Genomic DNA, 23566 nt, shown 5'->3' with positions numbered 1-23566 from the left:
GTTTCGCCTATTCAGGGTAAATTGGAAAACGAGAGCATAGCTCTTCAACGCGCTGACGGACATCGGCTTCAACAGCCGGATCACCGCCTTCTCCTTTTTCACGCAAGCTATCAAGTACGTCAGCAACCATGTCACCAATCATCTGGAACTCCGCCGGGCCAAAGCCTCGGGTTGTACCTGCCGGTGAACCAACACGAATGCCGCTGGTTTTCATCGGCGGCTGCGGGTCGTTGGGAATGCTGTTCTTATTGCAGGTAATACCAGAACGCTCCAGTGCTTCATCGGCATCGCGGCCGGTGATACCAAGCGGTGAGAGATCAATAAGAGCAAGGTGCGTATCTGTACCGCCAGCAACCAGATTGGCGCCGCGTTCCTTTAAGCGCGCCGCCAATATTTTGGCATTTTCGATGACAGCGGAAGAATAGCTGGCAAATTCAGGGCGCAACGCTTCGCCAAATGCGACCGCTTTGGCGGCGATGACATGCATTAGCGGACCACCTTGCAGACCCGGGAAAACCGCCGAGTTTATTTTCTTCGCAATGGCTTCATCATTGGTGAGTACCAGACCGCCACGTGGACCACGCAAAGTCTTGTGCGTGGTGGTCGTGACCACATCTGCAAATTCTAGTGGGCTAGGATGATAGCCAGCTGCGACCAAGCCAGCGAAATGGGCCATATCGACCATGAAGATCGCGCCGACCGCATCTGCAATCTCACGGAACCTGGCAAAATCGATTTGGCGCGGATAGGCAGAACCACCAGCGATAATCAGCTTCGGCTGATGCTCTTTGGCCAGCGCTTCGACTTCCGCATAGTTGATCAGATGATCGTCCTCGTTGACGCCATATTGGACAGCATTGAACCATTTGCCCGATTGCGCGGGCTTCGCGCCATGCGTCAAATGGCCACCCGCATCGAGAGACATACCAAGAATGGTATCGCCCGGTTTGGTCAACGCGAGCATCACAGCGCCGTTTGCTTGTGCCCCTGAATGCGGCTGAACATTGGCAAAGCCACAATTGAACAGCTGTTTCGCCCGCTCGATGGCAAGTGTTTCAACATCATCAGATGGCGCACAGCCCTGATAATAGCGGCGTCCCGGATAGCCTTCTGCATATTTGTTGGTGAATACGGAGCCTTGTGCCTGCAAAACGGCCTTGGAAACGATGTTCTCAGAAGCAATCAACTCGATCTGATTTTGCTGGCGCGACAATTCCGCATTGATTGCACCGGCGACCGCGGGATCACTCTCATCCACCGAAAAATCGAAAAACCCGGTCGGACGGATATCCTGTATATCTGCGACATTACTCATTACGCTGCTCCTTCGGTCTGTGGTGCGGACAATTTGTCGACGCGGCGTTGATGCCTGTCTCCGCCAAATTCGGTGTTCAAGAAATTGCTTAGACAGTCTTTTGCCATCTCGATACCAACCAGACGCGCACCCATGGCGATAACATTCGCGTCATTATGCTCGCGAGACAGTTTCGCTGAGAGGCCTTCAGAGACCAGAGCGCAGCGGCAAGCCGGATTACGATTGACGGCAATGGATATGCCGATCCCGGAACCACACAAGGCAACACCGCGCTCCGCACTTCCCGATGCAATGGCATCGGCGAGTTTATAGCCATAATCAGGATAATCGACGCTGTCCGTCGTCATTGGACCCAGATCGTCAACTTCATGCCCGGCCTCAGCAAGCCACTCCACCAAAGCGACTTTCATGTCGATAGCTGCATGATCAGAAGCAATGGCAATACGCATAAGCTTTGTCCTCAATATCCAGACAAGAATCGAATGCCCGCTATCTAGTAGACGTTATCCTTATGCGCCACCAAATATTGCCCTTGCTGGCGATTAATTTACGATGGACAAGGGCGGCGGTTCACAAGAGACTGTCATATATGAAAAACTGTGTTGTTAGCGGCACCGAAGGCTATGCCAAACAGGCTCCTTTTCTCCTGGAGCAATATGAAAGACTCTCGTTTGAAGAGAGTTATGCAACGGCCATCGATCACTTCCCTCGGATACCCAGTAAAATATTGGATATTGGTTCGGGCACCGGACGAGACGCAGCCTGGTTTGATAAGAAGGGACATGACGTCGTAGCGGCCGAACCAACCAAAGAAATGCGAGAAGGAGCCATCAGACTTCATCGCTCGCCGACAATCCGATGGTTGGACGACAGCTTGCCCGATCTCCAGAATGTCAGGAAACTGGGCGAGACATTCAATTTCATAATGATCAACGCCGTGTGGATGCACTTGGATGAAGATCAGAGGGAAGTGGCGATGAAAGCAGTCGCTGCACTACTTAGTAAAAATGCCCGCCTTTTTATTTCCGTGAGGCACGGCCCTGTCCCCGACGGCAGGAGAATGTTTGCGGTCTCGGCCGAAGAGACAATTAGACTAGCTGCACATAATCAGCTTGTTCCGCTTTACAACGAACACTCTGAATCCATTCAGGCAACCAATAAAGCCGCAGGTGTCTGGTGGACAAATTTGATTTTCGAACTTCGAGCCTAGAGTCAGATTTCCATCTGACTACCCAGCTCTACCACTCGGTTGCTGGGAAGCTTGAAAAATTCCATAGCGGTTGCCGCATTGCGCAGCATCCATGCGAATATTTTTTCTCGCCAGATCATCATCTTTGGCCTCTCTGAAGGCAACAATGTCTGCCGCGAAAGGAAGAAACTGGTGGTCATCATGTCGAAGTCCATACCGCATTCCTTGACCTTTTTAAGAGCCGCCGGGACATCCGTTTCCTGCATGAAACCATAGTTCAGAATGAGTCGATAAAAACCATCGCCGAGATCTTTAACCTCTATGCGTTTTTCCGATTCCACATAGGGCACATCTTTGATGTTGACGGTCAAAATTACCACCCGTTCGTGAACCACTTTATTATGTTTGATATTGTGGAGCAAAGCGGACGGAACACCGACCGATGCCGAAGCCATGAAGATTGCCGTTCCGGGAACCCGGGTTGCGCTGTTCTTGGCAGACTTGGTGAAGATTTCAATCGGCATCGCCGCCTCTGCCATATTTTCCCGCATAATCTTGCGTCCCTTGGCCCAGGTCGTCAGCAACAGGAAGGCGAAACCACCGACCATTAGCGGGAACCAGCCGCCCTGCGGAACCTTGGTCAGGTTTGCGGCAAAATAGGCACCATCAACAAGGAAGAACAGGGCAAGCAGAGGAACGGCATACCACCATTTCCACTTCCACAAGGTGAAGACCAGAACAGCGAGCAAGCAGGTATCAATAAGCATCGCGCCGGTCACCGCGATCCCGTAGGCAGACGCGAGACTGCTTGAACTCTGGAACGTAAGCACCAAGATCAAAACTGCGATCATGATAGTCCAGTTGATCACTGGAATATAAATCTGCCCCGCTTCGGAAGCACTGGTATGCTTGACTGTAAGCCGTGGGATGAAGCCCAGTTGGATCGCTTGATGCGTGACCGAAAATGCTCCGGAAATCACTGCCTGACTGGCAATGAAAGTCGCCATGGTCGCCAATATGACCAATGGCAAGCGCAGCATTTCAGGAGCAAGCAGAAAAAACGGGTTCTGGATTGCCGCCTCGGCGCCTGCCTGATCCAATCCGATAATCATCGCGCCTTGGCCGAAATAGTTGCACAACAAGGCCGGCATCACGAAGCCAAACCACGCAATACGCATAGGTTTGCGGCCGAAATGCCCCATATCCGCAAATAATGCCGCAGAACCAGTCACGGCCAACACAACCGAGCCCAAAGCCAGAAAAGCCTTGAAACCATCGATCAAGAAGAATTGAACAGCATACCAAGGGTTCAACGCGAGCAGTATTTCGGGTGTATGGAATATTTGCGTCAGTCCCAAAATCGCGATGACGGTGAAATAAACGAACATCACGGGTGCAAATAGAGCGCCGATTTTTGCGGTTCCCCGTGACTGAATGACAAACAGGAAGACCAGCAATCCCACCGCAATCGGAATAACCATGGGCTGCAGGCCGCTATTGACCACCGTCAGCCCTTCAACAGCTGACAAAACCGAAATCGCCGGTGTGATCATGCTGTCGCCGTAAAATAACGAGGTGGCGAAAACGCCCAGCAGTATCGCTACCCAGCCGAATTTTGATCGTCGTAACGCCCCGGACAGCAAGGCAACCACAGCCAGACTGCCGCCCTGCCCCTTGTTGTCTGCGCGCATCAATATGGTTACATATTGTATCGCAACGACCAGCGTCATCGACCAGAAAATCAGGCTAACCACACCCAACACGTGGATCTTGTCCAGCTCAAGCGGGTGGGCACCGACAAATGTTTCGCGAAAAGCATAGAGCGGACTGGTACCGATATCGCCGAACACAATACCGATCGCGCCAGCAGCCAGCTTTGCAACTGCGCTGCCCTCTTGGCGTGACCCGTGAGGCTGGATTACGCGATTGCGTTTCCGTTTCGGTTGTGACGTCGATTCAGACATTGATTGCCGTTTTGGCGGTCCCCTGATTGGGTCGAAATGGTTGCGCTAGCCCCGCACATCTGTTTCGACAAGCGCGCGCGACTAGCATGGGCCTCTATAGCACGCAACCAGAGCCGCAGATATGCCAATCAACCTCCTGATATAACTATATTTTAGTTACCAGCAGGCGGGTTTTGAGTCATCGGCAGCGCGGGTTGCATTTTCTCCATAGCCGCCAAACGCGACTCGAGATCCTTGCGCCATGGCGCATCTTCGGCACTACGTTCTAACAACTCTGTCCATATCGTACGTGCCTGGTCAATCTTGCCAGATTGCGCATAGGCCATGCCGAGAAAGAACGGCGGGCCGGGGTGCTCGGGAGAGATATCGGCTGCTCTCTGAAACGCAAATTGAGCCGCCGGAGTAATCACTCCATCTGCATGAACGACTATGGCGTTGCCCAGTCCGACCCACAGGTCCGGATCATTGGGATGTTCCTTAACCCCGTTGCGCAGATAGTTGGCCGCTGCGCCATGCCGGCCACTGCGGTTCAAGGCATCTGAGAATACCAGCCATTCTCTCGCTGTGCCAAAACGCTGACCCATTTCCTCACGCGATGTAATACTGGCTTCATCGAAGCTATTCGGCTTTTCGGTTGGTTCGACCGATACACCGGCCATCCCTGGATTGGCCTGCCAAGCATAGCCCGCAACGCCGAATAAGAGAGCAGCACCGGTCAATTCAAAAGCGGTCCGCGGTAGTTTGCCCAAGAATACAAGCGCACCGAAAAGTGCGATTATCATGGCGAGTAGAATGAGCCAGCCCATCAGCCTGCATCCTTCTGATCAGTTTTGCGCCGGCGAAAAAGCCCGCGTGCGAGCCATATGGCAAGTATCAATAATACCCCTGGCGCAATCCAGAGTGGCCAAGTTACCGCATTTACCGGGGGATTGTAGGTTACCCAATCACCATAGCGCTCAATGAGCCAGCTGCGCACCTCCTCTGGCGTGGCACCAGCAGCAATGCGTTCTCTCACCTGACTGCGCATATCGCCCGCCATCGGGGCATCACTGTCCGCAATCGACTGGCTCTGGCATTTCAGGCAGCGCAATTCTTCCATCAACGAGCGCGCTTTTTCCTCCTGTGCCGGGTCATCCAGCTGTCGATGGGCATAAGGGGACGCCGGGAGCGCGTTTTGAGCCATAACAGGTGCCGTGAACAGCAAGGCGAGCAGGCAAAGGAATCTGGTCATCCCGCTTTCTCCAATATTTCAAGCAGTTCCGGAACATCTTCCTTGCGGATATCACCGATATGCTGGTGCACAATCACGCCATTGCCATCGATCACGAATGTCTCCGGAACACCCGATGAACCGAGTTCCAGTTGCACCGCGCTGCGCACATCTGTCCCAATCCGGACATAAGGATTGCCCCATCGGTTGAGGAAATTCGCGATATCCTCTGGCGTATCGCGGCTGGCGATGCCGTTGATCGATACGCCTGCCTGCTCCAGCGCAAGCAGCTGCGGTGCCTCTGCAATACAGGGCACACACCAGCTTGCGAAAATGTTGAGTAATTGCGGTTTGCCGGTAGCCAGATCAGTAGTGGTCAAAGCCGGGCGCTGCGCAATCGCAGCAGGCAGCGCAAATTCCGGGATCGGTTTACCGATCATTTTCGATTCGATGATGTTGTCCTTGGGCCGCATTAAACCGCCTGCGACGATCGCAAAAAACAGGCTGAACAACACCAACGGAATCCAGAGCAGCCAGCGGTTCATATCACGGCCTCAGCATAGGCTCTCTGCTGCTTCTGACGGACCGCGCGGCGCAAACGGCCGACCATCGCCAGCAACCCGCCCAAAGCAATCAGCACGCCGCCATACCAGATTAGCGTCACAAACGGTTTCCACCAGATACGCAACTGCCATCGCCCTTGCTCGTCGCTGTCACCGAGAACAACATAAAGCTGTCCGTTCCAACGGGTCAGCAGAGCCGCCTCGCTAGTCTGCATCTGTGCAGAGGCAAACATCCGGTTTTGCGGTGCGATCTCATGAATCGCTTCGTCTTCATATTGCGCTGTCACGCGCGCTTCGAGTGCAGTCCAGTTGGGACCGGCCACGGGTTCAATAGCCTGGAACTTGATCTTCCAGTTGTTGACGATGATTTCGTCACCGGGCGTCGCAGCCACCAGTTTTTCTTCAGTGAAGCTGGTTTCTGACGCCATCCCGACCAGTGCAACAGCCACACCAAAATGCGCCAGAACCATGCCATAAACATGCATCGGCGTGCGGCGCAGGTTACGTTTCCATAGCGGCGCAAAACTCGCCACGGCGATACCTGCTGCCAACGCGAGACCTAGCAAGGGCAGAACTGACATTGATGAGGTGAATATGACCAGCGCAAACAGCGCTGCTGCCGTCAAAAAGACTGGAATCGAAATCCGGTTAAGCAACGCTTTCGCCTGATCACGACGCCATCGCAGGAGCGGCCCGGCAGCCATTATCGCCACCAGAACGAGAGCCAGTGGCCCTGTTGCCAGATTAAAATAAGGCGGGCCGACCGAGATCATCTCATCGCTAAATCCTTCAACAACCAGGGGATAGAGCGTGCCGATAAAAACAATGCCCAATATGGCCGATAGCAAAAGGTTATTTGCCACCAGAGCGCCCTCCCGGCTGACGGGTTCAAATTGGGAACCTTCTTTGACAGTACCAACGCGCAGCGCAAACAAAGCCATGGCTCCACCAATATAAATGGCCAGCAGGGCGAGAATGAAGCTACCACGTTCCGGATCAACCGCAAAGGCGTGAACGCTGGTAAGAACACCGGAACGTACGAGGAAAGTACCGATCATCGACATAGAGAAAGCGACAACTGCGAGCATCAGCGTCCATGCGCGCAAACCATCACGTGTCGCCAATACCGTAACCGAATGCAGCAAAGCTGTGGCAGCGAGCCAAGGCATCAACGAAGCGTTTTCAACCGGATCCCAGAACCACCAGCCGCCCCAGCCCAGCTCATAATAAGCCCAGTAACTGCCGGCTGTAATGCCCAGTGTCAGGAATACCCATGCGCCGAGCACCCATGGCCGCATGGCCTTGGCAAATTCCGGCCCGACATCTCGCGTGATCATGGCTCCCACAGCAAAAGAGAACGCGATCGATAGACCAACATAACCGATATAAAGCGTCGGCGGATGCAGAGCGAGCCCAATGTCTTGCAATAGCGGGTTAAGCCCCTGCCCGTCTGCCGGAACCGGGTATATCCGTTCGAACGGATTGGAAGCAATCAACAGATAGGCATAAAAACCAATGCTGATAAACGCTTGCGCGCCCAAGGTCGTCACCAAAGTCTTTGTTTTGAGATTGCGTTCAAAAATACCAATACATGCGCCGGCAAGTCCCATGATGGCGACCCAGAGAAGCATCGATCCTTCGTGATTACCCCATGCGCCAGAAATCTTGTAGATTAACGGCTTGATCGCAACGCTATTGGCGACGACGAGCTTCACCGACATGTCGGACCGCACAAACAGCCAGACCAGCAGCAGAAAAGACAGGGCAACCAGCACGCCCTGGGCGATGGCCACGGGCCTGATTGCTGCAAAAAACTCGTCCTGCCCCTTCACCAGGCCAATGGTGCACAAAGCAAATTGCAAAAACGCCATGCTGGCGGCGAGCCAGAGCGCGATAAGACCTGCCTCGGCAATCATTCGACCAGCGTATCCGTTTTCGTCATATTGCCTGTCATATCAATGCCTTCCAGCTCTCGTGGAATATAATTTTCATCATGTTTGGCCAGCAATGTATCGGCAACAAATAAGCCATCGGCAGTCAGCTTTCCGTCCGCCACGACTCCGGACCCTTCGACAAACAGATCTGGAGTAATGCCAGTATAGGTTGCAGGCTGAAATGAAGCACCGTCGTGAACCGTGAATGTTACGGTTACACCATCATCGGCGCGTTGGATGGAGCCTTTCTGAACCATACCGCCAAGACGAATTGCCTGACCCACCTCAGGTTGCTTTTGAACGATATCTGAAGGCGTATAAAAATAATTCGCCTGATCCTGAAGCGCGAAAGCCGCCAGCAGACCCGCGCCGACCAAAGCGACCAGCGCAAGCACCGCCAATGCAAGTCTTTGATGTTTTGCCTTCATTTACGTTTACTCAATTTTTTCGCCTTTGCTTCTGCCCTGCGCATGGCTGCATAGCTGCCCCAAATGACGATTGCCGTGCCGAGCAGCACTATCGCATAGGATGCGATTACAAAAGGCCAGTGGTTCATTCTGCAGCCATCCTTTTCAGCCGCGCTTCGACTTTGGTTTCCGCCAAAATTCCGCGCATACGCATCAATACGATTGCCCCGAACAAAAGGCTGAATCCAATAACATTTACAAGTAGTGGCCATAGAAAAGCACTATCAATGGAAGACCCTCCCACGGTAATACTGGCTGGCTGATGCAGGCTGTTCCACCAGACGACCGACCGGTTGATTATGGGAATGTTGATAGCGCCAACGATACCAAAAATTGCGGTTACCCGTGATACACCGCCTTTTTCGCTACTTGCAAAGGCCAGCGCAATATAGGCGAGATACAGAAAAAACAGCACCAATACTGATGTCACACGGCCATCCCAGACCCACCAGGTACCCCAGGTCGGTCGCGCCCAGATTGATCCGGTAATCAACCCCAAGGCGGTAAACAAAGCACCCGGAACAGCCACCGCACGCGCTGCAACTGCTGCCAGTGGATGCCGCCACGCGATTTGCACAATACTGGCGATCGCAATAGCAGTCCAGCCGCCCATAGCCAGCCACACGGTCGGAACATGGATATAAAGAATACGAACGCTGTCACCCATCAAACGGTCGGCAGGAGCGTAGAATAAGCCATAGGCTGAGCCAATAGTAATCAATGCCAGGCCAAGGATCAAAAACCAAAGCGTCAGCGGTCTGGCAAGCGACAGAAAGCGGGTAGGATTTGCGTAAGCGTGCATTTAAAAAACGGTCATTGCCTCTTGCTACTGTGCGACCAGTAGAATCTGATTTTTTGATGGCAGAACTGTAGCAAAGCGACAAGTGTTTTTCTGGTCAGTTCGCGATCCACCAACTCCCTCCGAATTGATGATCCAGAAAACAAAAGTTAAATAACTGCCGTTAGCGCTATCGTAACCATGTGCCATTAAACCTGAAACCTCAAAACCGGAATTAACTTATCAGTGGGGCTGAGGTTAAAGAATATCTATGGCAGTCAAAGGTTTACTCAAGGCGTTTTCCAATGGTTCATCGGATGAATCAATATCCGTCATTACATCTAAAAACCATTCCAGACGCCTGGAAGTCCTGGATGACTTTGAACAAGCAGGGATAAACTGGCTGTGGGCGACCGATGCAGAGGGCCGTTTTGTCTATCTTTCCGAAAAAGCAGCGGAAAACCTGAACAAACCGGTTGAGGAGATATTGGCACAGCCTTTAACGGCGCTTTTCGAGAATGATCCGGACAATCCAGATGAGAAATCAGATCGTCCGCTTCACTACCAACTCAGCAGGCGCAGCAAACTTCGCGACCTCGTCGTCCGGCGGGTGCCAGCGACATTGAGTCAGGACGACCATCCAACCTGGTGGATGATATCAGCCCATCCAAAGTTTGATGATTCAGGCGAGTTTCAGGGATATCGCGGGAGCGCCAAGGATATTACGGTCGAGTATCAGCGCAAGCTTGAAGATTCACGGCTAGCAGAATTCGACTCCCTGACCGGCCTTGCCAATCGCCATCGCATGGACACTCAGCTCACCGGAATCCTGGGCGCATTTAAGGCTGCCAACCGCAGCTGCGCGATCATGATGCTTGATCTGGACCGGTTTAAACAAGTCAATGATACAATGGGTCATCCAGCCGGTGACGAGTTGCTTAAGCAAGTTGCCAAAAGGATGCGTACCATCATCGGTGATCGCGGTGAGATCGGACGATTGGGCGGTGATGAATTTCAGGTCATTTTACCGGACCTGGATGATCGCGGGAAGCTCGGTGAAATCGCTGAAAAGATAGTGAAGATTGTTTCGCAACCCTATCCCATTGAAGACAAAAGCGCAGTTATCGGTACATCCATCGGGATCGCCGTTGCCCCCTATGATGGTGTTGAAAAGGACGAACTGGTCCGCAGTTCGGATCTTGCGCTATATTCTGCGAAAAATTCAGGACGTGGCCAGTTCCGCTTTTACTCCGCAGATCTGAAGGATGAAGAGGAAGAACGCCGGCTGCTGGTTGAAGACTTACGCGATGCTCTCGATAATGACCAACTGGAACTGCATTATCAACCGGTGGTCCGCACCGATGATCATATGGTGGTCGGATTCGAAGGGTTGATGCGCTGGGTCCATCCTGAGCGGGGTGCAGTTAGCCCAGGCGTTTTCATTCCAATTGCGGAAGAACTTAATCTTATCAATCAACTGGGCGAATGGGCGCTGCGCAAAGCTTGTACAGATGCACTGCAATGGCCCAAATCGGTCCGCATTGCGGTCAATGTATCAGCTGTTCAATTTGCCAATAGCGGCTTCCCGGAAATTGTAATGAATGCCCTTGCATCCAGCGGGCTCGAGCCTGAACGTCTGGAACTGGAACTGACCGAGAGCGTGTTCATGGGCGATAGTGAAACCATCGACAATACGTTCAAAATTTTGAAGGAGCTGGGCGTCCGGCTGGCGCTTGACGATTTTGGTACTGGCTATTCATCGCTCAGCTATCTGCGATCGGCACCATTTGACAAAATCAAGGTCGACAAGAGTTTCGTCGATTCCTGTACCCAGAAGGACAAGAACAGCGCCAAGATCATTGCCGCCATTGTCAGCCTGTCCGAAGCGCTGGGCATGGAAACCACGGTCGAAGGTGTCGAGGCTTTTGATCAGTTTGACCTCGTATGCTCAAAGGGCGCTCGCTATATTCAAGGCTGGATCTACTCCAAGGCTCTCAAGCTTGAAGAAATCGAGGAAAATCTGGGAACCGGGCTTTTCAAAATTGAGCCCGATGGTCCCGACTTATACCGGCCCGACAGGCGCACGGTGTTCCGCCGAATTGGCGCCATTCATGAAGATCACAGATATGATGTTGTCATGCGCGATCTTTCCAAAACCGGTGCCCGGTTTGAAGGTTTGCTCGGCGTTCCTATCGGTACCCAGTTGGTACTTGACCTAGGCGGCGGGCAATTGGTTATCAGCACCGTCATAAGGGTAAAAGAAGCAACGGTCGCGACCGAGTTTGAAACACCATTGGTTAGCGATGGCGCGGGCGGCTTGTGCACCCGTCACCGGGTCTCGCCCTATGACCTTGCAGCAGCAGGAATGCCGCTGGCGGCTTTGCCACCAGGCAATTATCCACTCGCCCAAAGCGCGTCAGAGCAGGCGAGCAAACCCAAGTTCATGCAAGTCGCGGTATAGGATCGAGGCTACCTACTGTCGCTGTAAAGGCATCAACCTCGTAAAAAAAGCCTTAACGACCTATAAGCGCCCGAGCCATATTGTCGGCGACTTCTGCTGACGGCAGCTTACTCGTTGCGCTTTCTTTCCAGATTTCTGTTAGTCGTGCAGGGATTTTGGCGACCCGCCTATTGACCTCATTAACGTCGCTATCGCCTAGATATTCAAGGCCAACGCTGATGATGCCTCCGGAGTTGATGACGTAATCGGGTGCAAAAAGAATATCGCGATCAAAAATCCGCTGTCCATCTTCCGGTGTCGCGAGCTGATTATTGGCACCACCAGCAACGATTGGAACGTTAAGCTGGGCAATTGAGACCTTGTCTAGAACTGCACCCAAGGCATTGGGACTGAAAACATCTGCTTCAAGACGCATCACATCGTTCAGACCGACGACGGTCGCACCAATCTCCGCAGCTAAACTGGCCGCATGATCCTTGTTGATGTCCGCAATGCTCAGCCGCGCACCATCTTCGGCCAGCAAGCGCGCCAATCCCCCGCCGACACTGCCAACCCCCTGAATCGCAACATGGATATCTTCCATGCTGTCGCGGCCCAACTTGTGCTTCACCGCAGCCTTAACACCAAGGTAAACACCCATAGCCGTAAACGGTCCCGGATCTCCGCCAGCGTCACTTTGATCACTCACCGGCAGACCAGAGACATATTGTGTCTGCTTGGAAACCTCGACCATATCGGCGGTACTGATGCCAACATCTTCCGCCGTTACGTAACGGCCACTCAGAGAATCGATCATCCGCCCGAAAGCGGCCATCATTTCTGGCGATTTGGTACGATTGCGATCCGCTAATATGACTGCTTTACCGCCGCCAAGAGGCAGTCCAGCCATCGCGTTCTTGAAACTCATCCCGCGCGACAGGCGCAGAGCGTCAGTTACAGCGGTTTCGCGATTCTCATAATGCCAAAAGCGTGTGCCGCCAGCGCCGGGACCCAAGTGGGTGGAATGAAGGGCAATAATCGCACTGAGACCAGTTTCAACATCGTGAAAAAAATGGACAGCTTCATGGCCGTCAAAATCTGGCAAATCCCACATTACCGACATTGGCAAAACCCCTCAATTGATGAGCAACATAATTTGGTATAAACGTAATAATATTACAAAACACTTTTGTCACCCCAAGATATCCTCGGAACCCCTAACCATTTGAATATATGGGATATGTGATTTTGAAAATGGGGCGACCGAGGGGTCTCGAACCCCCGACCTCCGGTACCACAAACCGGCGCTCTAACCAACTGAGCTACGATCGCCATAATCGCAATGCATGCAAACTAGCTGCTGCGCCGGGCTGCATAGGGATGCATAGGGGCAGACGTCAAGTATTTAGCGCAGCAAAACGACATGAAACAATCATCATAGTGCATCACCCCGCTGACGGTGGACCAGACGCGCCGGCTGGCGGGCCGCATCGACCAGAGCCCGTTCCTCCACCAGAGCGCTTTGCATTTCGACAGCCATGTCCAGCCTGAACCAGCGTGTTTTCAATTTCACTTGCCCCTGCACCTGCGATGGCGCCAGGAAGCCCGCGGGCAACGGTTCTGCCCAAAAGTCATTGAGACTGCCATAACCGGTCTCCGGCCGCCGGCCAAGAAACTGCCGGGTTTGCACAATATCAGGATTGTTGGACAGCATGGCCAGCAAGACAGCCTGTTCCGGGCGGAGTGTGTTAATATTGATTGGCGACAAGTCAGTCGTCGGCAACGCACAGAGCCAGGGCGCCAGACGAGCGTAAACATCACTTGTCACGCCTTTTACCGTGCGCAGCTCGCTGACATCAACCATAATTGCATTAGCGGTGCGATAGGGTGTTTCCAGTTGGATATAATATTCATCCTCTGCACCGCGCGGAAATGGAACCGTATCGCTATCAATCCAGTCGGTAACAGACTCTGCAATATCCGCCGCCTGCCCTTGCGGAATTTCCAGTAACTCCATCAAGCGGACAAATTGCGTTTGTCCTTCCGGTCGAGCCGAAAGCACCGCGTCAGTCTGGCTCACCAGACTGTTGATGTTAAAACAGTTTCCGCCATCGGTGAGCGCTGCGATGATCAATCCACCAGGAACCGGAAACTTACGTTCCTGACCGTTCCAGCCGCCAAGGTTGGTCGTCCGGCCGGGTGAAAGGCTAACGATTTGTTCGGCCGATTGCATGCCGATGGATTCCGCCGCAATCAGATAGGCCTTGGCTTGACTGAGCTCACGCGCGTTGGCCGCCAGTTTGGTCGCGCCCGCCAGCCGGTCAATCCCATGGGCGGCCAGTACGGCAATGACCGCAACCAAAAGCAGAACAGTCAGCAGCGCGGCACCGCGTTCGCTTTTTTTGGCGACGTAAACCGGCTTCATAAATAACCGGTCCCGATCAGAAAGACATGACGATAGTTTCGCCCATTCTGATCAAATCGCATTTCGACCGCGCGCGGTAAATCGCTGAGCCTTTCCGTCTGCCAACGACTAACCCACTGCCCTCTCTTGTCGCGAAAACGCAATTGAAGCGCGCTTATACCATCCAGCAAGACAGCAGGCTCGCTCACTGCACCGCCATCGGTTGTTTCATATTGCAGGCGTTCCAGCCGGCCGTCATTCAATTGATAGGACACACGCTGCATATTGGAGCGCGGCTTATTGTTGATATTGCTCTGTCCGCCGCGGGAGAAGGATAAAAACCTGCGGCCCTGCGACCCGGTTTCGCTCACAAAGGCGGCAACCCGATCCCCCTCTTCATTGCGATGCGGCCGTGGGAGCGCCTGACTCAAATCCGCCTCCATCAACGATACGAGCCGCTGCATCTGCGCCATGTCGCTGAGCTTGGCGTCGGTAACTTCATTACTGTTCACTGCACCGCGCAAAAGGACGACACCGGCAACAGACAGCAGCGAAAAAATGAACAGGGCCACCATCATTTCCACCAACGTGAAACCGCGCTCTGCACCAGTACTATCGCCGTGATCGAGATTTGTGTCTGCCATGGTTAGCTTTTCTATATCCCGATTCTGCCGGACCGCAAAGAGCGGTTGCAGCATGCGAATTTTCATTTAGTCTGAGCACCATATTAGGAATGAGTTCGGACCGTTTGATGACAGATCAAAACACCACCTCTGCCGACTATCTGGTCGCGTTGGGCAAGGTACAGCGCTATCCCAGCAAAAGCGTTGAACTTTGCATGCTGAAAAATTTTATCGGTCGAAGCGAATGCGAGGAGCTTATCCAGCGCATTGACGAAAAGCGCCGCCCGTCAACAATTGCCGATGCCAACGGCGATGATTATTTTCGCACCAGCGAGACCTGCGATCTGGATCATGATGACCCATTTGTGTCGGCAATGGATGAAAAAATCTGCAACTTTGCCAATATTGACCCTGCCTTTGGTGAACCGTTGCAGGGACAACGTTATGCGGAGGGACAGGAATTCAAGGCCCATACAGACTATTTTGATCCCAATGGCCAGGACTTCGAAAAATTCTGCGCTGAATCTGGACAACGCACCTGGACATTCATGATCTATTTGAATGAACCGAGCGCCGGCGGGGCCACGCGCTTCGTCAAACTGAACAAGAAGTTTGTGCCAAAGACTGGCAGCATATTGTGCTGGAACAACATTGGCGCCGATGGCAGCGCCAATGATCTGACCCTGCATCACGGAATGAAAGTGCGTAGCGGCACCAAATATGTCATTACAAAATGGTTCAGGGAACGGCCCTGGCCGTGGGCGAATTAGGTCATCAGTAATGATTAGATTGCAGCATATTTCATGAAGATAACCCGTTATCGCCCTGGCCCGGGGATGTTGGTTTCCGCCGCCTTTATCGGTCCTGGTACGGTTACCGCTTGCACCCTGGCCGGCGCGAATTTCGGCTTTGCATTGATATGGGCGCTGGCCTTTGCCACCGTGACCACCATCATTTTACAATCGATTGCCGTTAGGGTCGCGCTAGTTTCTCGTATGGGTCTCGCGGAGGCAATGATGCAAACGGTCGCTTCACCGCCCCTTCGGTGGCTGGCGGCTTTGCTGCTTATCGCTGCCTTGGCTCTTGGCAATGCGGCTTACGAGGCCGGCAATATATCTGGCGCACTGTTGGGTCTCGAAGCGCTTAACGGCAGCTTTTCTAACAACCGCAACCTTGCAATTGGATCTATCGCCTTGCTTGCCGGGGCACTCATCCTGTTTTCCAAACCGCGCTGGGTAGAACGGATATTGATAGCGATGGTGCTGTTCATGTGCCTGTCTTTCTTGCTGACATTCCTGATCACCCGCCCCGATATGGTGGCAATTTTTAACGGCTTCATTCCCTCCGTTCCCCAAGGCGGGCTGTTAACAGCCATTGCGCTGATTGGCACAACAATCGTCCCATATAATTTGTTCCTCCATGCCGCGAGTGTACGGGAACGCTGGAAACAGGAGGGTGATCTAGCCGAAGCACAGACGGACAGCGCTTTTTCCATCGGTCTCGGCGGGCTTGTTTCCATTACAATATTGGCAACAGCGGCGGCCAGCCTGTTCGGAAGCGGCAAAGAGATTTCCAACGCAGTTGATATGGCTGAGCAGCTCAATCCGCTGTTCGGCAGTTTTGCCAGCGCTACGCTAGGTGCCGGACTGTTTGCCGCAGGATTGACTTCCGCTATTACGGCGCCACTTGCTACCGGATATATTGTGCAGGAGATTTTTGGCAAATCCAGCACTGGTGCATCACGTATCCCGTTCAGGATCGGCGCGTTGCTTGTCATCTTGTCCGGTACTTTCGGTGCATTGCTGAACTACAAACCGGTGGAGATCATCTTCGTTGCGCAGATAGCCAACGGATTGCTCCTCCCTATCATCGCGTTTTTCCTTATCAAACTGGCCAATGACAGGGCCTTACTGGGCGGTCACGTTAATGGCTGGAAAGGCAATATTGCCGGAGCGATTATATTGGTGGTCACGACCATGTTGGGCGTCCGGCTCATCGCCCGGGCCTTGGGATGGTGGCCATGACTTTCTCAATCGACCTCAATGCTGATCTGGGAGAGGACGACAGCGTCGAAGCCATGGCGCGCGATATTGCCATTATGGACGTTGTTTCCAGCTGCAACATTGCCTGCGGTGGTCATGCCGGATCGGCAAAAACGATGCGAGCCATGCTGGTTGCCGCGAAAGAAAAAGGCGTGTCAGCTGGTGCCCATCCCTCTTATCCCGACCGAACCAATTTCGGTCGGCAGAGCATGACTATTAAACCTGCCACATTGAAAGCCAGTTTGCTGGAGCAGGTAGAGGCAATCAAGGCTGTAGCGAAAGACGTAGCGGCAGATATCACGCATCTGAAACCGCATGGTGCACTTTATAATGATGCGCAGGACGATGAAATACTAGCGGACATCCTGGTCGAGATCACCCACATGGAAAAACTGGCGCTGGTCAGTATGGCAGAATCTGCAATACATGAAAAAGCCGTCAAAAACGGCGTTCGCTTTATTGCCGAGGCATTTATTGACCGGCAATATACGCAGCATTCTCGCCTCGTTGCTCGCACGGAAGAAGGAGCCATTATCGCCAATGATGCCGAGCGCGTGAAACAGGGACTGGCTTTGGTCAAAGGACAACCCATCACGACGGCCGGAAATGCATCAAAGATAATCCCTGCCGAAACATTATGCCTTCATTCCGACAGCGACGGCGCCTTGGAAACCGCAAAGGCAATGCGGCGCGTACTGGAGCTTGAAGGCATATCCATTGCGGCACCGGAAGCGTGAATATTGTCGACATTCACATATGCGATGACACGCTTTTTTGCCAATTGGGCGACCTCGACGCCGTTCAAGCCGCGAGCTCTGCCTTAAGGCAGCAAACCATGTGGCGGGAGATTGTTCCCGGACTAGAAAGTGTTGCCGTACAGTTTGACCCTGCTCAGATCACACCGGATAAAGCGTCCGACCTGCTTCGCGAACAACTGCTGCAACCGCTGGCCGCTGCAGTGCCGCAAATGGAGCCCATCACAGTTCCGGTTTGTTACGACAAAATATTCGCACCCGACCAGGAATGGATAGCCGACAAATTGGGAATGTCCCCTGCAACATTGATTGCATGGCATAACAATTTGTCATTCACTGTGACGATGCTCGGTTTCATGCCCGGTTTTGCTTATCTGCGATGCCAGGAGGAAATTGCCAAGATCGGCAGATTGCCAAAACCCCGACAGAAAGTGGGGGCTGGTTCGATCGGTATCATTGGCGACCAAAGCTGTATCTATTCTTTCAGCAGTCCTGGTGGCTGGCCGATCATTGGCCGCACACCTGTTCACCTTTTTCGTCCCGAGAACAACCAACCCGCACTCTTGTCTGCCAATCAAGTCGTATCATTCCGATCGATTGATAAAGCCGAATTTGAAAAGATTGCCGAGGAACAATATTCCAGAGAACTGGGCGAATGAGTCTCACCGTTGTCAAACCCGGTTTGCAAACGACTTTGCAAGGTTCCCCATTCTCCGGCCATAGGCACTTAGGTATGCCTGCAGCCGGAGCGGCAGATTACCTGTCCCTCGCCTTGGCCAATCATCTGGTCGGCGAAGCTGCAGGCGCGATTGCGATCGAAATCACTCTGGATGATGCCAAATTTGTGGCCGAAAAACATAGTGCTATGGCTTTAACAGGCGCCGCCTCATTTTTCCGCATCAACGGCGAAGATCAGCCATTGCACAAACGGATCCATATGAAGCCCGGCGACGACATTCATATCGGTCCGGCAGATCAAGGTTGCCGATCCTATCTCGCTGTTGCGGGAAAAATAGACGCCCAGTCTCTTTTGGGCGGTCAATCCACCTATCTCGGTGCCGGATTGGGAGGTTTTCATGGTCGCGCCGTGAAGGCCGGTGACGAAATCCAGTGGACAGGGAATTCTGAACCTGATCCGACGGATACGGAAACACCCATTGGGTTGCGCCCCAATCTGTCCGGAAAATATATCATACGGATGACCACAGGACCCGAAATTTCGGCCTTAACCTCCTATTCTCAAAGTAAATTATTTGAAGAAAAGTTTCAGGCCGGACGAAGAGCTAATCGGATGGGGCTCAATTTGCATGGCATTATTCTCGAAATGGAGAATGACGAAGAGATGCAAAGCGCACCGGTGTTTCCAGGCACAATCCAGTGCCCACCGGACGGAGAACCTTTTTTGCTCGGACCAGATGCGCAAACAACCGGAGGCTATCCGCGAATAGCACAAGTGATAAGGGCCGATCGCCACCTGATCGGGCAACTGCGCCCAGGCTCGGAAATCCAATTCGTAAAAATCTCAAGTCTGCGGGCAGCGGAAATTTATCGCCAGAAGCTGTCGCTTCTCACGCCATGGCTTGGTGCCGTTAGCTTGTGGTGAGCAGAGGCCCTAAACCTCTGCAAACGCAGCTTAATTTTTCTTGAGTGACAAACCGCCGAAACGCTTGTTGAAACGTGCAACCTGACCGCCAGCATCCATAAGGCGCTGGTTGCCGCCAGTCCAAGCTGGATGCGATGTCGGATCAATATCAAGCTGCAAAGTTTCGCCCTCTTTGCCCCAGGTAGAGCGGGTTTCAAACACAGTGCCATCGGTCATCTGGACCTTGATCATGTGATAGTCGGGATGCGTATCTTTTTTCATTTTTTGCTCCAAAGCGGGCTGGTTTCCGACCAGTTCCCTAAGCGTATAATAGAATGCGAAGCGGCGCATTAACTGCCGCCGCTCCAAAGTGCAAGATTCTTTTGTCGTCTATCCTGCCAATTATGAACTGGGCGGATCAGCAATCATGGCTGTAAAGCTGGCCTCAGCGGCCAATTTGTCGCCAATCATCGCTTTCCCTGAAAATTTACAGACCCGTGGACGTTTCTGCACAAATTCAACATTGAGCGACAACAAGCAGCCTGGCTCCACGGGATTGCGGAACTTTGCCCCGTCAATGGCCATGAAATAAACGAGCTTGCCAGAACCAACCAGTCCAAAGCTTTCCATCGCCAAAACGCCGGCAGCCTGGGCCAAAGCCTCGACAATCATAACGCCTGGCATGATCGGTCGTCCGGGGAAATGCCCCTGGAAGAAGCCTTCATTCATCGTGACGGCTTTCACCGCACGAATCGACTCGTCCTTGACCAATTCTTCCACACGATCGACCAGCAACATGGGATAGCGGTGCGGCAACACCGCCATCACCTTTGTTACGTCATAATCCAGCGATTCAGACATAGCGGTTATTAACGACCGGAAGGTTGTTCAGTTGCGGCCGGCTGCTGTGCCTGACCAGGCTTCCATCCAGCTGGCGGTGTAATTGTCGCGGAAGGAACCAGCTTGTTGAGTTCCGCTACGATGGATTCGGTTATGTCAACATAAGGCTCACGTGCGACAACAGCTTGGGGTTGCAGCACAAGATCAACATTTTTGGCTTTCATCGCCGCCTTGATCGCGTCATTGAGTTTCATGCCGACCTGCTCTTCCACATAAGCCGTGGCCAATGTGACACGCTGTTGCAGGCGAGCAAGTTCTTGCTGACCGGATTGACGCTTCTGTTGCAAGGCCTGTGCCTGTGGTTGCACCGTCTGTGCTGTAGCACCTGGCTGCTGAACCGCTGCGTTGTAGGCATCGACCAGAGGTTTCAGTTCTGTCTGTAAAGCCGTTGCACGCGCGTTGGTCGCATCAATATCTGCCTTATAGGTTGTTTTCATCTGCTCCACGGCCGTCCGGTAAGCTTGTGACCGAACAACTGCCGCTTCATAATTCGCGACGCCGATGCTGGTTCTGGATTGCGCAGCCGCCGGCGAGGCGACAACCGCTGGGACAGACAAGGTTGCAACGGCCAATGCCGCTGATTTCAAAAGTGTCTTAGTTGAAAATGTCATTAGAATTGTGTTCCTACATTGAAAGTAAATAGCTTAGTATCATCGCCGGGCTCTTTCAGCAAAGCGCGGGCGACATCAATCCTGAATGGACCGAATGGGGAATTCCAGTTGACACCTATGCCAACGGAAACACGGGGACTGGCAGTATCGCCAAAGAAGCTTTCTGTGAATGTGGTCGCGACCGGAAATGGATTACCGTTGGCGTCAGTGGCTTGCGGTGTAATAATAGCGTTGCCATTAGGATCTGTTCTCAAGAAACCCAGAGCATTATCAACAAAGACCGGATCCTGAATCTGCACATCATTCTCATCGAGAACCGGCATACCGGCGTCATCAACACGCCCGATTGTTACACCAGCACCATTCGCGTCGCGTTCCTGAAGTCTTCCGACAAACTGAGGGTTTTGTAAAATCGGAGTAGTGACCTTAAACACCGCACCGGCATCAACAAAGATCGAAGGCCTCAAACCCAACTCACGGGCTCCAGAACCAAGGGGAATCTCCAATTCAGCCCGCGCCAAATAGTATGCCCGCCCGCCGATAGCGTCATCCGTGCGTTGATTTTCGTTGATGATGATCTGGTTAAATGGATTGCCATCATCATCCAGCGCCGGCTGCGTGAAGTTCCGAACAACCCGAGGGCCAACCCCACGAATGCCAAAGCCACGAATTTGCGGTTCGCCTAGGAAGAACCGGTCGGTCAATCGAACATCATCAATGCCATCTGCGGCACTGCCGCGATTTTCCAGCGGATGAATATACCCGGCCTCGCCGCTTATCGAGAAAATGAACTGACCAAATGGACGCCAATATTTCGCCGCATTAAGGCGTCCCCTCAAATATTTGACGCTGCCTCCCAAACCGGCAAAATCGAGACTGCCGACGATAGTTTGACCGCGCGTCGGGCGGACCCGGTTGTCGCGATCATCATAGATCAGCGACGCGCCGATTGAGGAGGTGGTACGCTTACCGAGCGCATCGCATAGAAAACGGCCGGCAACCAGAGGGTCACAGGTATCTTCTGGGCTGTTGCCACGATCGCCATCACTATTAGAGTCAGTGAAAAACAAATCCCTGTCCAGCGTCACGTCATCAAAGCTCAGGCCGTAGCGTAGTGAAGCAGATAGATATTCGGTGATCGGTACGCCCGCACGAACCTGGAAACCGGTTGTCAGCTGCTCAAATGTCGTCTCACGGTCATTGCCGACAAAGTTGAAGCTGTTCAAATCACGGCGGAAGACATCGACACCAACGGCAATATTCCGGTCGAACAGATATGGTTCGGTGAATCCGAATTCGATCGATTGAGAGAAGCTGGAATAGCTGACACTTGCACGCAATTCCTGGCCTTTGCCGCGGAAGTTACGTTGGCGGACAGAGGCCTGAAGAATGAAGTTCTCAACACTGGAGAAACCGGCTGACAGCTGTAATTCACCGGTTGCTCGTTCTTCTACATTGGCTTCCAATATGATCCGGTCGGGTGCACTGCCCTGTTTCTGTTCAATTTCCAGTTCATCCTGGAAAAAGCCAAGAGACTTGATCCGGTTGGCCGAGCGTTTGACTTGAAAACTGTTAAACGCATCGCCTTCATTCAAGCGGAATTCGCGCCGTACCACTTTATCGACGGTCAGCGTATTACCATTGATATCAATACGCTCGACATAGACACGATCACTCTCGGCAACCTGAAAGTTGATCCCCATGGTCAGGGTTTCTTTATCGCGCGTAAATTCCGGGCGGACATCGGCAAAGGCATAGCCAAACAAACCAGCAGTCTCGGACAGGCTTTCCACTGTGTCCTCCACTTGCTTCGCGTTGTAAAAGTCGCCTTCTTTCATCGGTAAAAGCGGGGTCAACGTTTCTGAAGTGAAATCTCGAATTTCGCTTTCAACTGTAACGTCGCCAAATTTGTAGCGATCGCCCTCTTCCACAACATAGGTGATGATGAAGTCTTTTTTGTCCGGTGTTAGTTCCGCCACAGCCGAAATCACGCGAAAATCTGCATAGCCTTCGGTCAAATAGAATTGACGTAACTTCTGCTGGTCAAAAGCTAACCGGTCCGGGTCATAAGTATCGCTCGAACTGAAAAAACGATAAAAACGGGCCTGTTTTGTAGCCATTTCGCCGCGCAGCTTGCCATCCGAAAACACTTCATTTCCGATGATGTTGATCTGCTGAACCTTGGATTTCGGGCCTTCATTGACTTCAAAAACAATATCAACACGGTTCTGGTCAAGTTGAACCATTTTTGGCTCGACACTGGCCGCAAACCGCCCCTTGCGTTTGTATAGCTCGACGATCCGGGCCACGTCGGCGCGCACTTTGGAACGAGTGAAAATCTGTCGCGGTGCCAAGCGGATTTCCGGACGGATTTTGTCCTCTTTGATCCGCTTATTGCCTTCCAGCAATATCCGGTTGATCACAGGATTTTCAACAACTTCGATAACAACCGCACCGGCATTATTACGGATGCTGACATCCTTGAACAATTCTGTTTCGAACAGGTCCTTGAGGGCCTGGTCGGCAGCTTCCTGCGTGTAGGTCTGCCCAACCCGCAGCTTCATGTAAGAAAGGACAGTTCCTGATTCCAGCCGCTGAGAGCCATTTACCACGATAGATCTGATCGTGTTGTCGACAGGCAGGACAGGCTCAACCGCCGGCGCTTCCTGTGCATAGGCTGGCACCGAAATGCCTGCCAATATGGTACCACTCAACAACATGGGCAGGAGCCGTTTTTTATGCTTCACAGACAAACTCGCTTTCACGCCTAAAACTCAAAAATACTAACC

General features: G+C 52.7%; 24 protein-coding genes and 1 tRNA gene. 7 read left to right on the top strand and 18 right to left on the bottom strand.

Annotation, left to right across the window (positions count from 1 at the left end; all coding sequences use genetic code 11):
• Positions 1-7: 7 nt before the first annotated feature.
• Both glyA and rpiB read right to left on the bottom strand, forming a co-directional pair.
• Positions 8-1315 (bottom strand): serine hydroxymethyltransferase, encoded by a 1308-nt coding sequence (gene glyA / locus DK507_RS12585; RefSeq protein ID WP_109356707.1) that lies wholly within the window; start codon positions 1313-1315, stop codon positions 8-10.
• Positions 1315-1764 carry a ribose 5-phosphate isomerase B gene (rpiB, locus tag DK507_RS12580; protein ID WP_109356706.1) on the bottom strand — a complete coding sequence of 150 codons (450 nt, stop codon included), beginning with the start codon at positions 1762-1764 and terminating at the stop codon, positions 1315-1317. The genes glyA and rpiB overlap by 1 nt, the downstream gene beginning before the upstream one ends.
• 140 nt (positions 1765-1904) lie before the next feature.
• On the opposite strand from rpiB, the gene DK507_RS12575 reads away from it, so the two are divergent.
• Entirely contained in the window at positions 1905-2525 is a 621-nt protein-coding gene (locus tag DK507_RS12575; RefSeq protein WP_109356705.1) for a bifunctional 2-polyprenyl-6-hydroxyphenol methylase/3-demethylubiquinol 3-O-methyltransferase UbiG, read from the top strand.
• A 2-nt stretch (positions 2526-2527) separates the two neighbouring features.
• Here the strand turns inward: DK507_RS12575 and DK507_RS12570 are convergent, their stop codons facing one another.
• The 8 genes from DK507_RS12570 to ccmC all read right to left on the bottom strand — a co-directional run bounded on the left by DK507_RS12570 (position 2528) and on the right by ccmC (position 9444).
• Complete coding sequence (locus DK507_RS12570; RefSeq protein ID WP_109356704.1) at positions 2528-4468, bottom strand: potassium transporter Kup; 1941 nt, start codon at positions 4466-4468, stop codon at positions 2528-2530.
• Between the two features lie 152 nt (positions 4469-4620).
• Positions 4621-5274 (bottom strand): tetratricopeptide repeat protein, encoded by a 654-nt coding sequence (locus DK507_RS12565; RefSeq protein WP_109356703.1) that lies wholly within the window; start codon positions 5272-5274, stop codon positions 4621-4623.
• Positions 5274-5699 (bottom strand): cytochrome c-type biogenesis protein, encoded by a 426-nt coding sequence (locus DK507_RS12560; RefSeq protein ID WP_109356702.1) that lies wholly within the window; start codon positions 5697-5699, stop codon positions 5274-5276. The genes DK507_RS12565 and DK507_RS12560 overlap by 1 nt, the downstream gene beginning before the upstream one ends.
• Positions 5696-6223, bottom strand: a complete 528-nt coding sequence (locus DK507_RS12555; protein WP_109356701.1) for a DsbE family thiol:disulfide interchange protein — start codon at positions 6221-6223, stop codon at positions 5696-5698. The genes DK507_RS12560 and DK507_RS12555 overlap by 4 nt, the downstream gene beginning before the upstream one ends.
• Positions 6220-8157, bottom strand: coding sequence for a heme lyase CcmF/NrfE family subunit (locus DK507_RS12550; RefSeq protein ID WP_109356700.1), 1938 nt, complete (start codon positions 8155-8157; stop codon positions 6220-6222). Before DK507_RS12550 ends, DK507_RS12555 begins: the two co-directional genes overlap by 4 nt.
• The gene (gene ccmE, locus DK507_RS12545) at positions 8154-8603 is read right to left on the bottom strand and encodes a cytochrome c maturation protein CcmE (protein ID WP_109356699.1); all 450 of its coding nucleotides are present in this window, start codon (positions 8601-8603) and stop codon (positions 8154-8156) included. The genes DK507_RS12550 and ccmE overlap by 4 nt, the downstream gene beginning before the upstream one ends.
• Positions 8600-8731 (bottom strand): heme exporter protein CcmD, encoded by a 132-nt coding sequence (locus DK507_RS12540; RefSeq protein WP_109356698.1) that lies wholly within the window; start codon positions 8729-8731, stop codon positions 8600-8602. Before DK507_RS12540 ends, ccmE begins: the two co-directional genes overlap by 4 nt.
• Positions 8728-9444: a heme ABC transporter permease CcmC gene (gene ccmC / locus DK507_RS12535; RefSeq protein ID WP_109356697.1), complete on the bottom strand. Its 717-nt coding sequence runs from the start codon at positions 9442-9444 to the stop codon at positions 8728-8730. Before ccmC ends, DK507_RS12540 begins: the two co-directional genes overlap by 4 nt.
• A 247-nt stretch (positions 9445-9691) precedes the next feature.
• Here ccmC and DK507_RS12530 point away from each other — a divergent pair, with 247 nt between their 5' ends.
• Positions 9692-11881, top strand: coding sequence for a bifunctional diguanylate cyclase/phosphodiesterase (locus DK507_RS12530; RefSeq protein WP_109356696.1), 2190 nt, complete (start codon positions 9692-9694; stop codon positions 11879-11881).
• Positions 11882-11933: 52 nt separating this feature from the next.
• Here the strand turns inward: DK507_RS12530 and DK507_RS12525 are convergent, their stop codons facing one another.
• From DK507_RS12525 to gspJ, 4 genes are all read right to left on the bottom strand, one after another.
• A complete protein-coding gene (locus tag DK507_RS12525) occupies positions 11934-12983 on the bottom strand; it encodes a Glu/Leu/Phe/Val dehydrogenase (protein WP_109356695.1) in 1050 nt (349 codons plus the stop codon).
• 132 nt (positions 12984-13115) lie between these two features.
• A tRNA-His gene (locus tag DK507_RS12520) sits at positions 13116-13192 on the bottom strand.
• A 103-nt stretch (positions 13193-13295) separates the two neighbouring features.
• The gene (gene gspK, locus DK507_RS12515) at positions 13296-14285 is read right to left on the bottom strand and encodes a type II secretion system minor pseudopilin GspK (protein ID WP_109356694.1); all 990 of its coding nucleotides are present in this window, start codon (positions 14283-14285) and stop codon (positions 13296-13298) included.
• Positions 14282-14908 carry a type II secretion system minor pseudopilin GspJ gene (gene gspJ / locus DK507_RS12510; protein WP_162559039.1) on the bottom strand — a complete coding sequence of 209 codons (627 nt, stop codon included), beginning with the start codon at positions 14906-14908 and terminating at the stop codon, positions 14282-14284. The genes gspK and gspJ overlap by 4 nt, the downstream gene beginning before the upstream one ends.
• Positions 14909-15015: 107 nt before the next feature.
• On the opposite strand from gspJ, the gene DK507_RS12505 reads away from it, so the two are divergent.
• The 5 genes from DK507_RS12505 to DK507_RS12485 all read left to right on the top strand — a co-directional run bounded on the left by DK507_RS12505 (position 15016) and on the right by DK507_RS12485 (position 19287).
• Positions 15016-15657 carry a 2OG-Fe(II) oxygenase gene (locus tag DK507_RS12505; RefSeq protein WP_109357671.1) on the top strand — a complete coding sequence of 214 codons (642 nt, stop codon included), beginning with the start codon at positions 15016-15018 and terminating at the stop codon, positions 15655-15657.
• Positions 15658-15690: 33 nt separating this feature from the next.
• Entirely contained in the window at positions 15691-16911 is a 1221-nt protein-coding gene (locus DK507_RS12500; protein ID WP_109356692.1) for an Nramp family divalent metal transporter, read from the top strand.
• Positions 16908-17666, top strand: a complete 759-nt coding sequence (pxpA, locus tag DK507_RS12495) for a 5-oxoprolinase subunit PxpA (RefSeq protein WP_162559038.1) — start codon at positions 16908-16910, stop codon at positions 17664-17666. The genes DK507_RS12500 and pxpA overlap by 4 nt, the downstream gene beginning before the upstream one ends.
• Positions 17663-18343, top strand: coding sequence for an allophanate hydrolase subunit 1 (locus tag DK507_RS12490; protein ID WP_162559037.1), 681 nt, complete (start codon positions 17663-17665; stop codon positions 18341-18343). The genes pxpA and DK507_RS12490 overlap by 4 nt, the downstream gene beginning before the upstream one ends.
• Before the next feature lie 74 nt (positions 18344-18417).
• A complete protein-coding gene (locus tag DK507_RS12485) occupies positions 18418-19287 on the top strand; it encodes a biotin-dependent carboxyltransferase family protein (protein ID WP_162559036.1) in 870 nt (289 codons plus the stop codon).
• Between the two features lie 30 nt (positions 19288-19317).
• Here DK507_RS12485 and rpmE read toward each other — a convergent pair whose 3' ends face one another.
• From rpmE to bamA, 4 genes are all read right to left on the bottom strand, one after another.
• Positions 19318-19548, bottom strand: coding sequence for a 50S ribosomal protein L31 (rpmE, locus tag DK507_RS12480; RefSeq protein ID WP_108812696.1), 231 nt, complete (start codon positions 19546-19548; stop codon positions 19318-19320).
• A gap of 120 nt (positions 19549-19668) precedes the next feature.
• Complete coding sequence (gene fabZ, locus DK507_RS12475) at positions 19669-20127, bottom strand: 3-hydroxyacyl-ACP dehydratase FabZ (protein WP_109356688.1); 459 nt, start codon at positions 20125-20127, stop codon at positions 19669-19671.
• A gap of 8 nt (positions 20128-20135) precedes the next feature.
• Positions 20136-20777 carry an OmpH family outer membrane protein gene (locus DK507_RS12470; protein ID WP_109356687.1) on the bottom strand — a complete coding sequence of 214 codons (642 nt, stop codon included), beginning with the start codon at positions 20775-20777 and terminating at the stop codon, positions 20136-20138.
• The gene (bamA, locus tag DK507_RS12465) at positions 20777-23497 is read right to left on the bottom strand and encodes an outer membrane protein assembly factor BamA (RefSeq protein ID WP_109357670.1); all 2721 of its coding nucleotides are present in this window, start codon (positions 23495-23497) and stop codon (positions 20777-20779) included. The genes DK507_RS12470 and bamA overlap by 1 nt, the downstream gene beginning before the upstream one ends.
• Positions 23498-23566: the final 69 nt, after the last annotated feature.

It is taken from the genome of Sphingorhabdus sp. EL138 (genome assembly GCF_900258045.1).
Classification (GTDB): domain Bacteria; phylum Pseudomonadota; class Alphaproteobacteria; order Sphingomonadales; family Sphingomonadaceae; genus Parasphingorhabdus.
This window is presented reverse-complemented; position numbering and strand designations above follow the sequence as displayed.

What these genes read in the sequence shown, in the direction of transcription:
- glyA (WP_109356707.1), bottom strand. Translation starts at nt 1,315, where the DNA reads ATGAGTAATGTCGCAGATATACAGGATATCCGTCCGACCGGGTTTTTC.
- rpiB (WP_109356706.1), bottom strand. Translation starts at nt 1,764, where the DNA reads ATGCGTATTGCCATTGCTTCTGATCATGCAGCTATCGACATGAAAGTC.
- DK507_RS12575 (WP_109356705.1), top strand. Translation starts at nt 1,905, where the DNA reads ATGAAAAACTGTGTTGTTAGCGGCACCGAAGGCTATGCCAAACAGGCT.
- DK507_RS12570 (WP_109356704.1), bottom strand. Translation starts at nt 4,468, where the DNA reads ATGTCTGAATCGACGTCACAACCGAAACGGAAACGCAATCGCGTAATC.
- DK507_RS12565 (WP_109356703.1), bottom strand. Translation starts at nt 5,274, where the DNA reads ATGGGCTGGCTCATTCTACTCGCCATGATAATCGCACTTTTCGGTGCG.
- DK507_RS12560 (WP_109356702.1), bottom strand. Translation starts at nt 5,699, where the DNA reads ATGACCAGATTCCTTTGCCTGCTCGCCTTGCTGTTCACGGCACCTGTT.
- DK507_RS12555 (WP_109356701.1), bottom strand. Translation starts at nt 6,223, where the DNA reads ATGAACCGCTGGCTGCTCTGGATTCCGTTGGTGTTGTTCAGCCTGTTT.
- DK507_RS12550 (WP_109356700.1), bottom strand. Translation starts at nt 8,157, where the DNA reads ATGATTGCCGAGGCAGGTCTTATCGCGCTCTGGCTCGCCGCCAGCATG.
- ccmE (WP_109356699.1), bottom strand. Translation starts at nt 8,603, where the DNA reads ATGAAGGCAAAACATCAAAGACTTGCATTGGCGGTGCTTGCGCTGGTC.
- DK507_RS12540 (WP_109356698.1), bottom strand. Translation starts at nt 8,731, where the DNA reads ATGAACCACTGGCCTTTTGTAATCGCATCCTATGCGATAGTGCTGCTC.
- ccmC (WP_109356697.1), bottom strand. Translation starts at nt 9,444, where the DNA reads ATGCACGCTTACGCAAATCCTACCCGCTTTCTGTCGCTTGCCAGACCG.
- DK507_RS12530 (WP_109356696.1), top strand. Translation starts at nt 9,692, where the DNA reads ATGGCAGTCAAAGGTTTACTCAAGGCGTTTTCCAATGGTTCATCGGAT.
- DK507_RS12525 (WP_109356695.1), bottom strand. Translation starts at nt 12,983, where the DNA reads ATGTCGGTAATGTGGGATTTGCCAGATTTTGACGGCCATGAAGCTGTC.
- gspK (WP_109356694.1), bottom strand. Translation starts at nt 14,285, where the DNA reads ATGAAGCCGGTTTACGTCGCCAAAAAAAGCGAACGCGGTGCCGCGCTG.
- gspJ (WP_162559039.1), bottom strand. Translation starts at nt 14,908, where the DNA reads ATGGCAGACACAAATCTCGATCACGGCGATAGTACTGGTGCAGAGCGC.
- DK507_RS12505 (WP_109357671.1), top strand. Translation starts at nt 15,016, where the DNA reads ATGACAGATCAAAACACCACCTCTGCCGACTATCTGGTCGCGTTGGGC.
- DK507_RS12500 (WP_109356692.1), top strand. Translation starts at nt 15,691, where the DNA reads ATGAAGATAACCCGTTATCGCCCTGGCCCGGGGATGTTGGTTTCCGCC.
- pxpA (WP_162559038.1), top strand. Translation starts at nt 16,908, where the DNA reads ATGACTTTCTCAATCGACCTCAATGCTGATCTGGGAGAGGACGACAGC.
- DK507_RS12485 (WP_162559036.1), top strand. Translation starts at nt 18,418, where the DNA reads ATGCCTGCAGCCGGAGCGGCAGATTACCTGTCCCTCGCCTTGGCCAAT.
- rpmE (WP_108812696.1), bottom strand. Translation starts at nt 19,548, where the DNA reads ATGAAAAAAGATACGCATCCCGACTATCACATGATCAAGGTCCAGATG.
- fabZ (WP_109356688.1), bottom strand. Translation starts at nt 20,127, where the DNA reads ATGTCTGAATCGCTGGATTATGACGTAACAAAGGTGATGGCGGTGTTG.
- DK507_RS12470 (WP_109356687.1), bottom strand. Translation starts at nt 20,777, where the DNA reads ATGACATTTTCAACTAAGACACTTTTGAAATCAGCGGCATTGGCCGTT.
- bamA (WP_109357670.1), bottom strand. Translation starts at nt 23,497, where the DNA reads ATGTTGTTGAGTGGTACCATATTGGCAGGCATTTCGGTGCCAGCCTAT.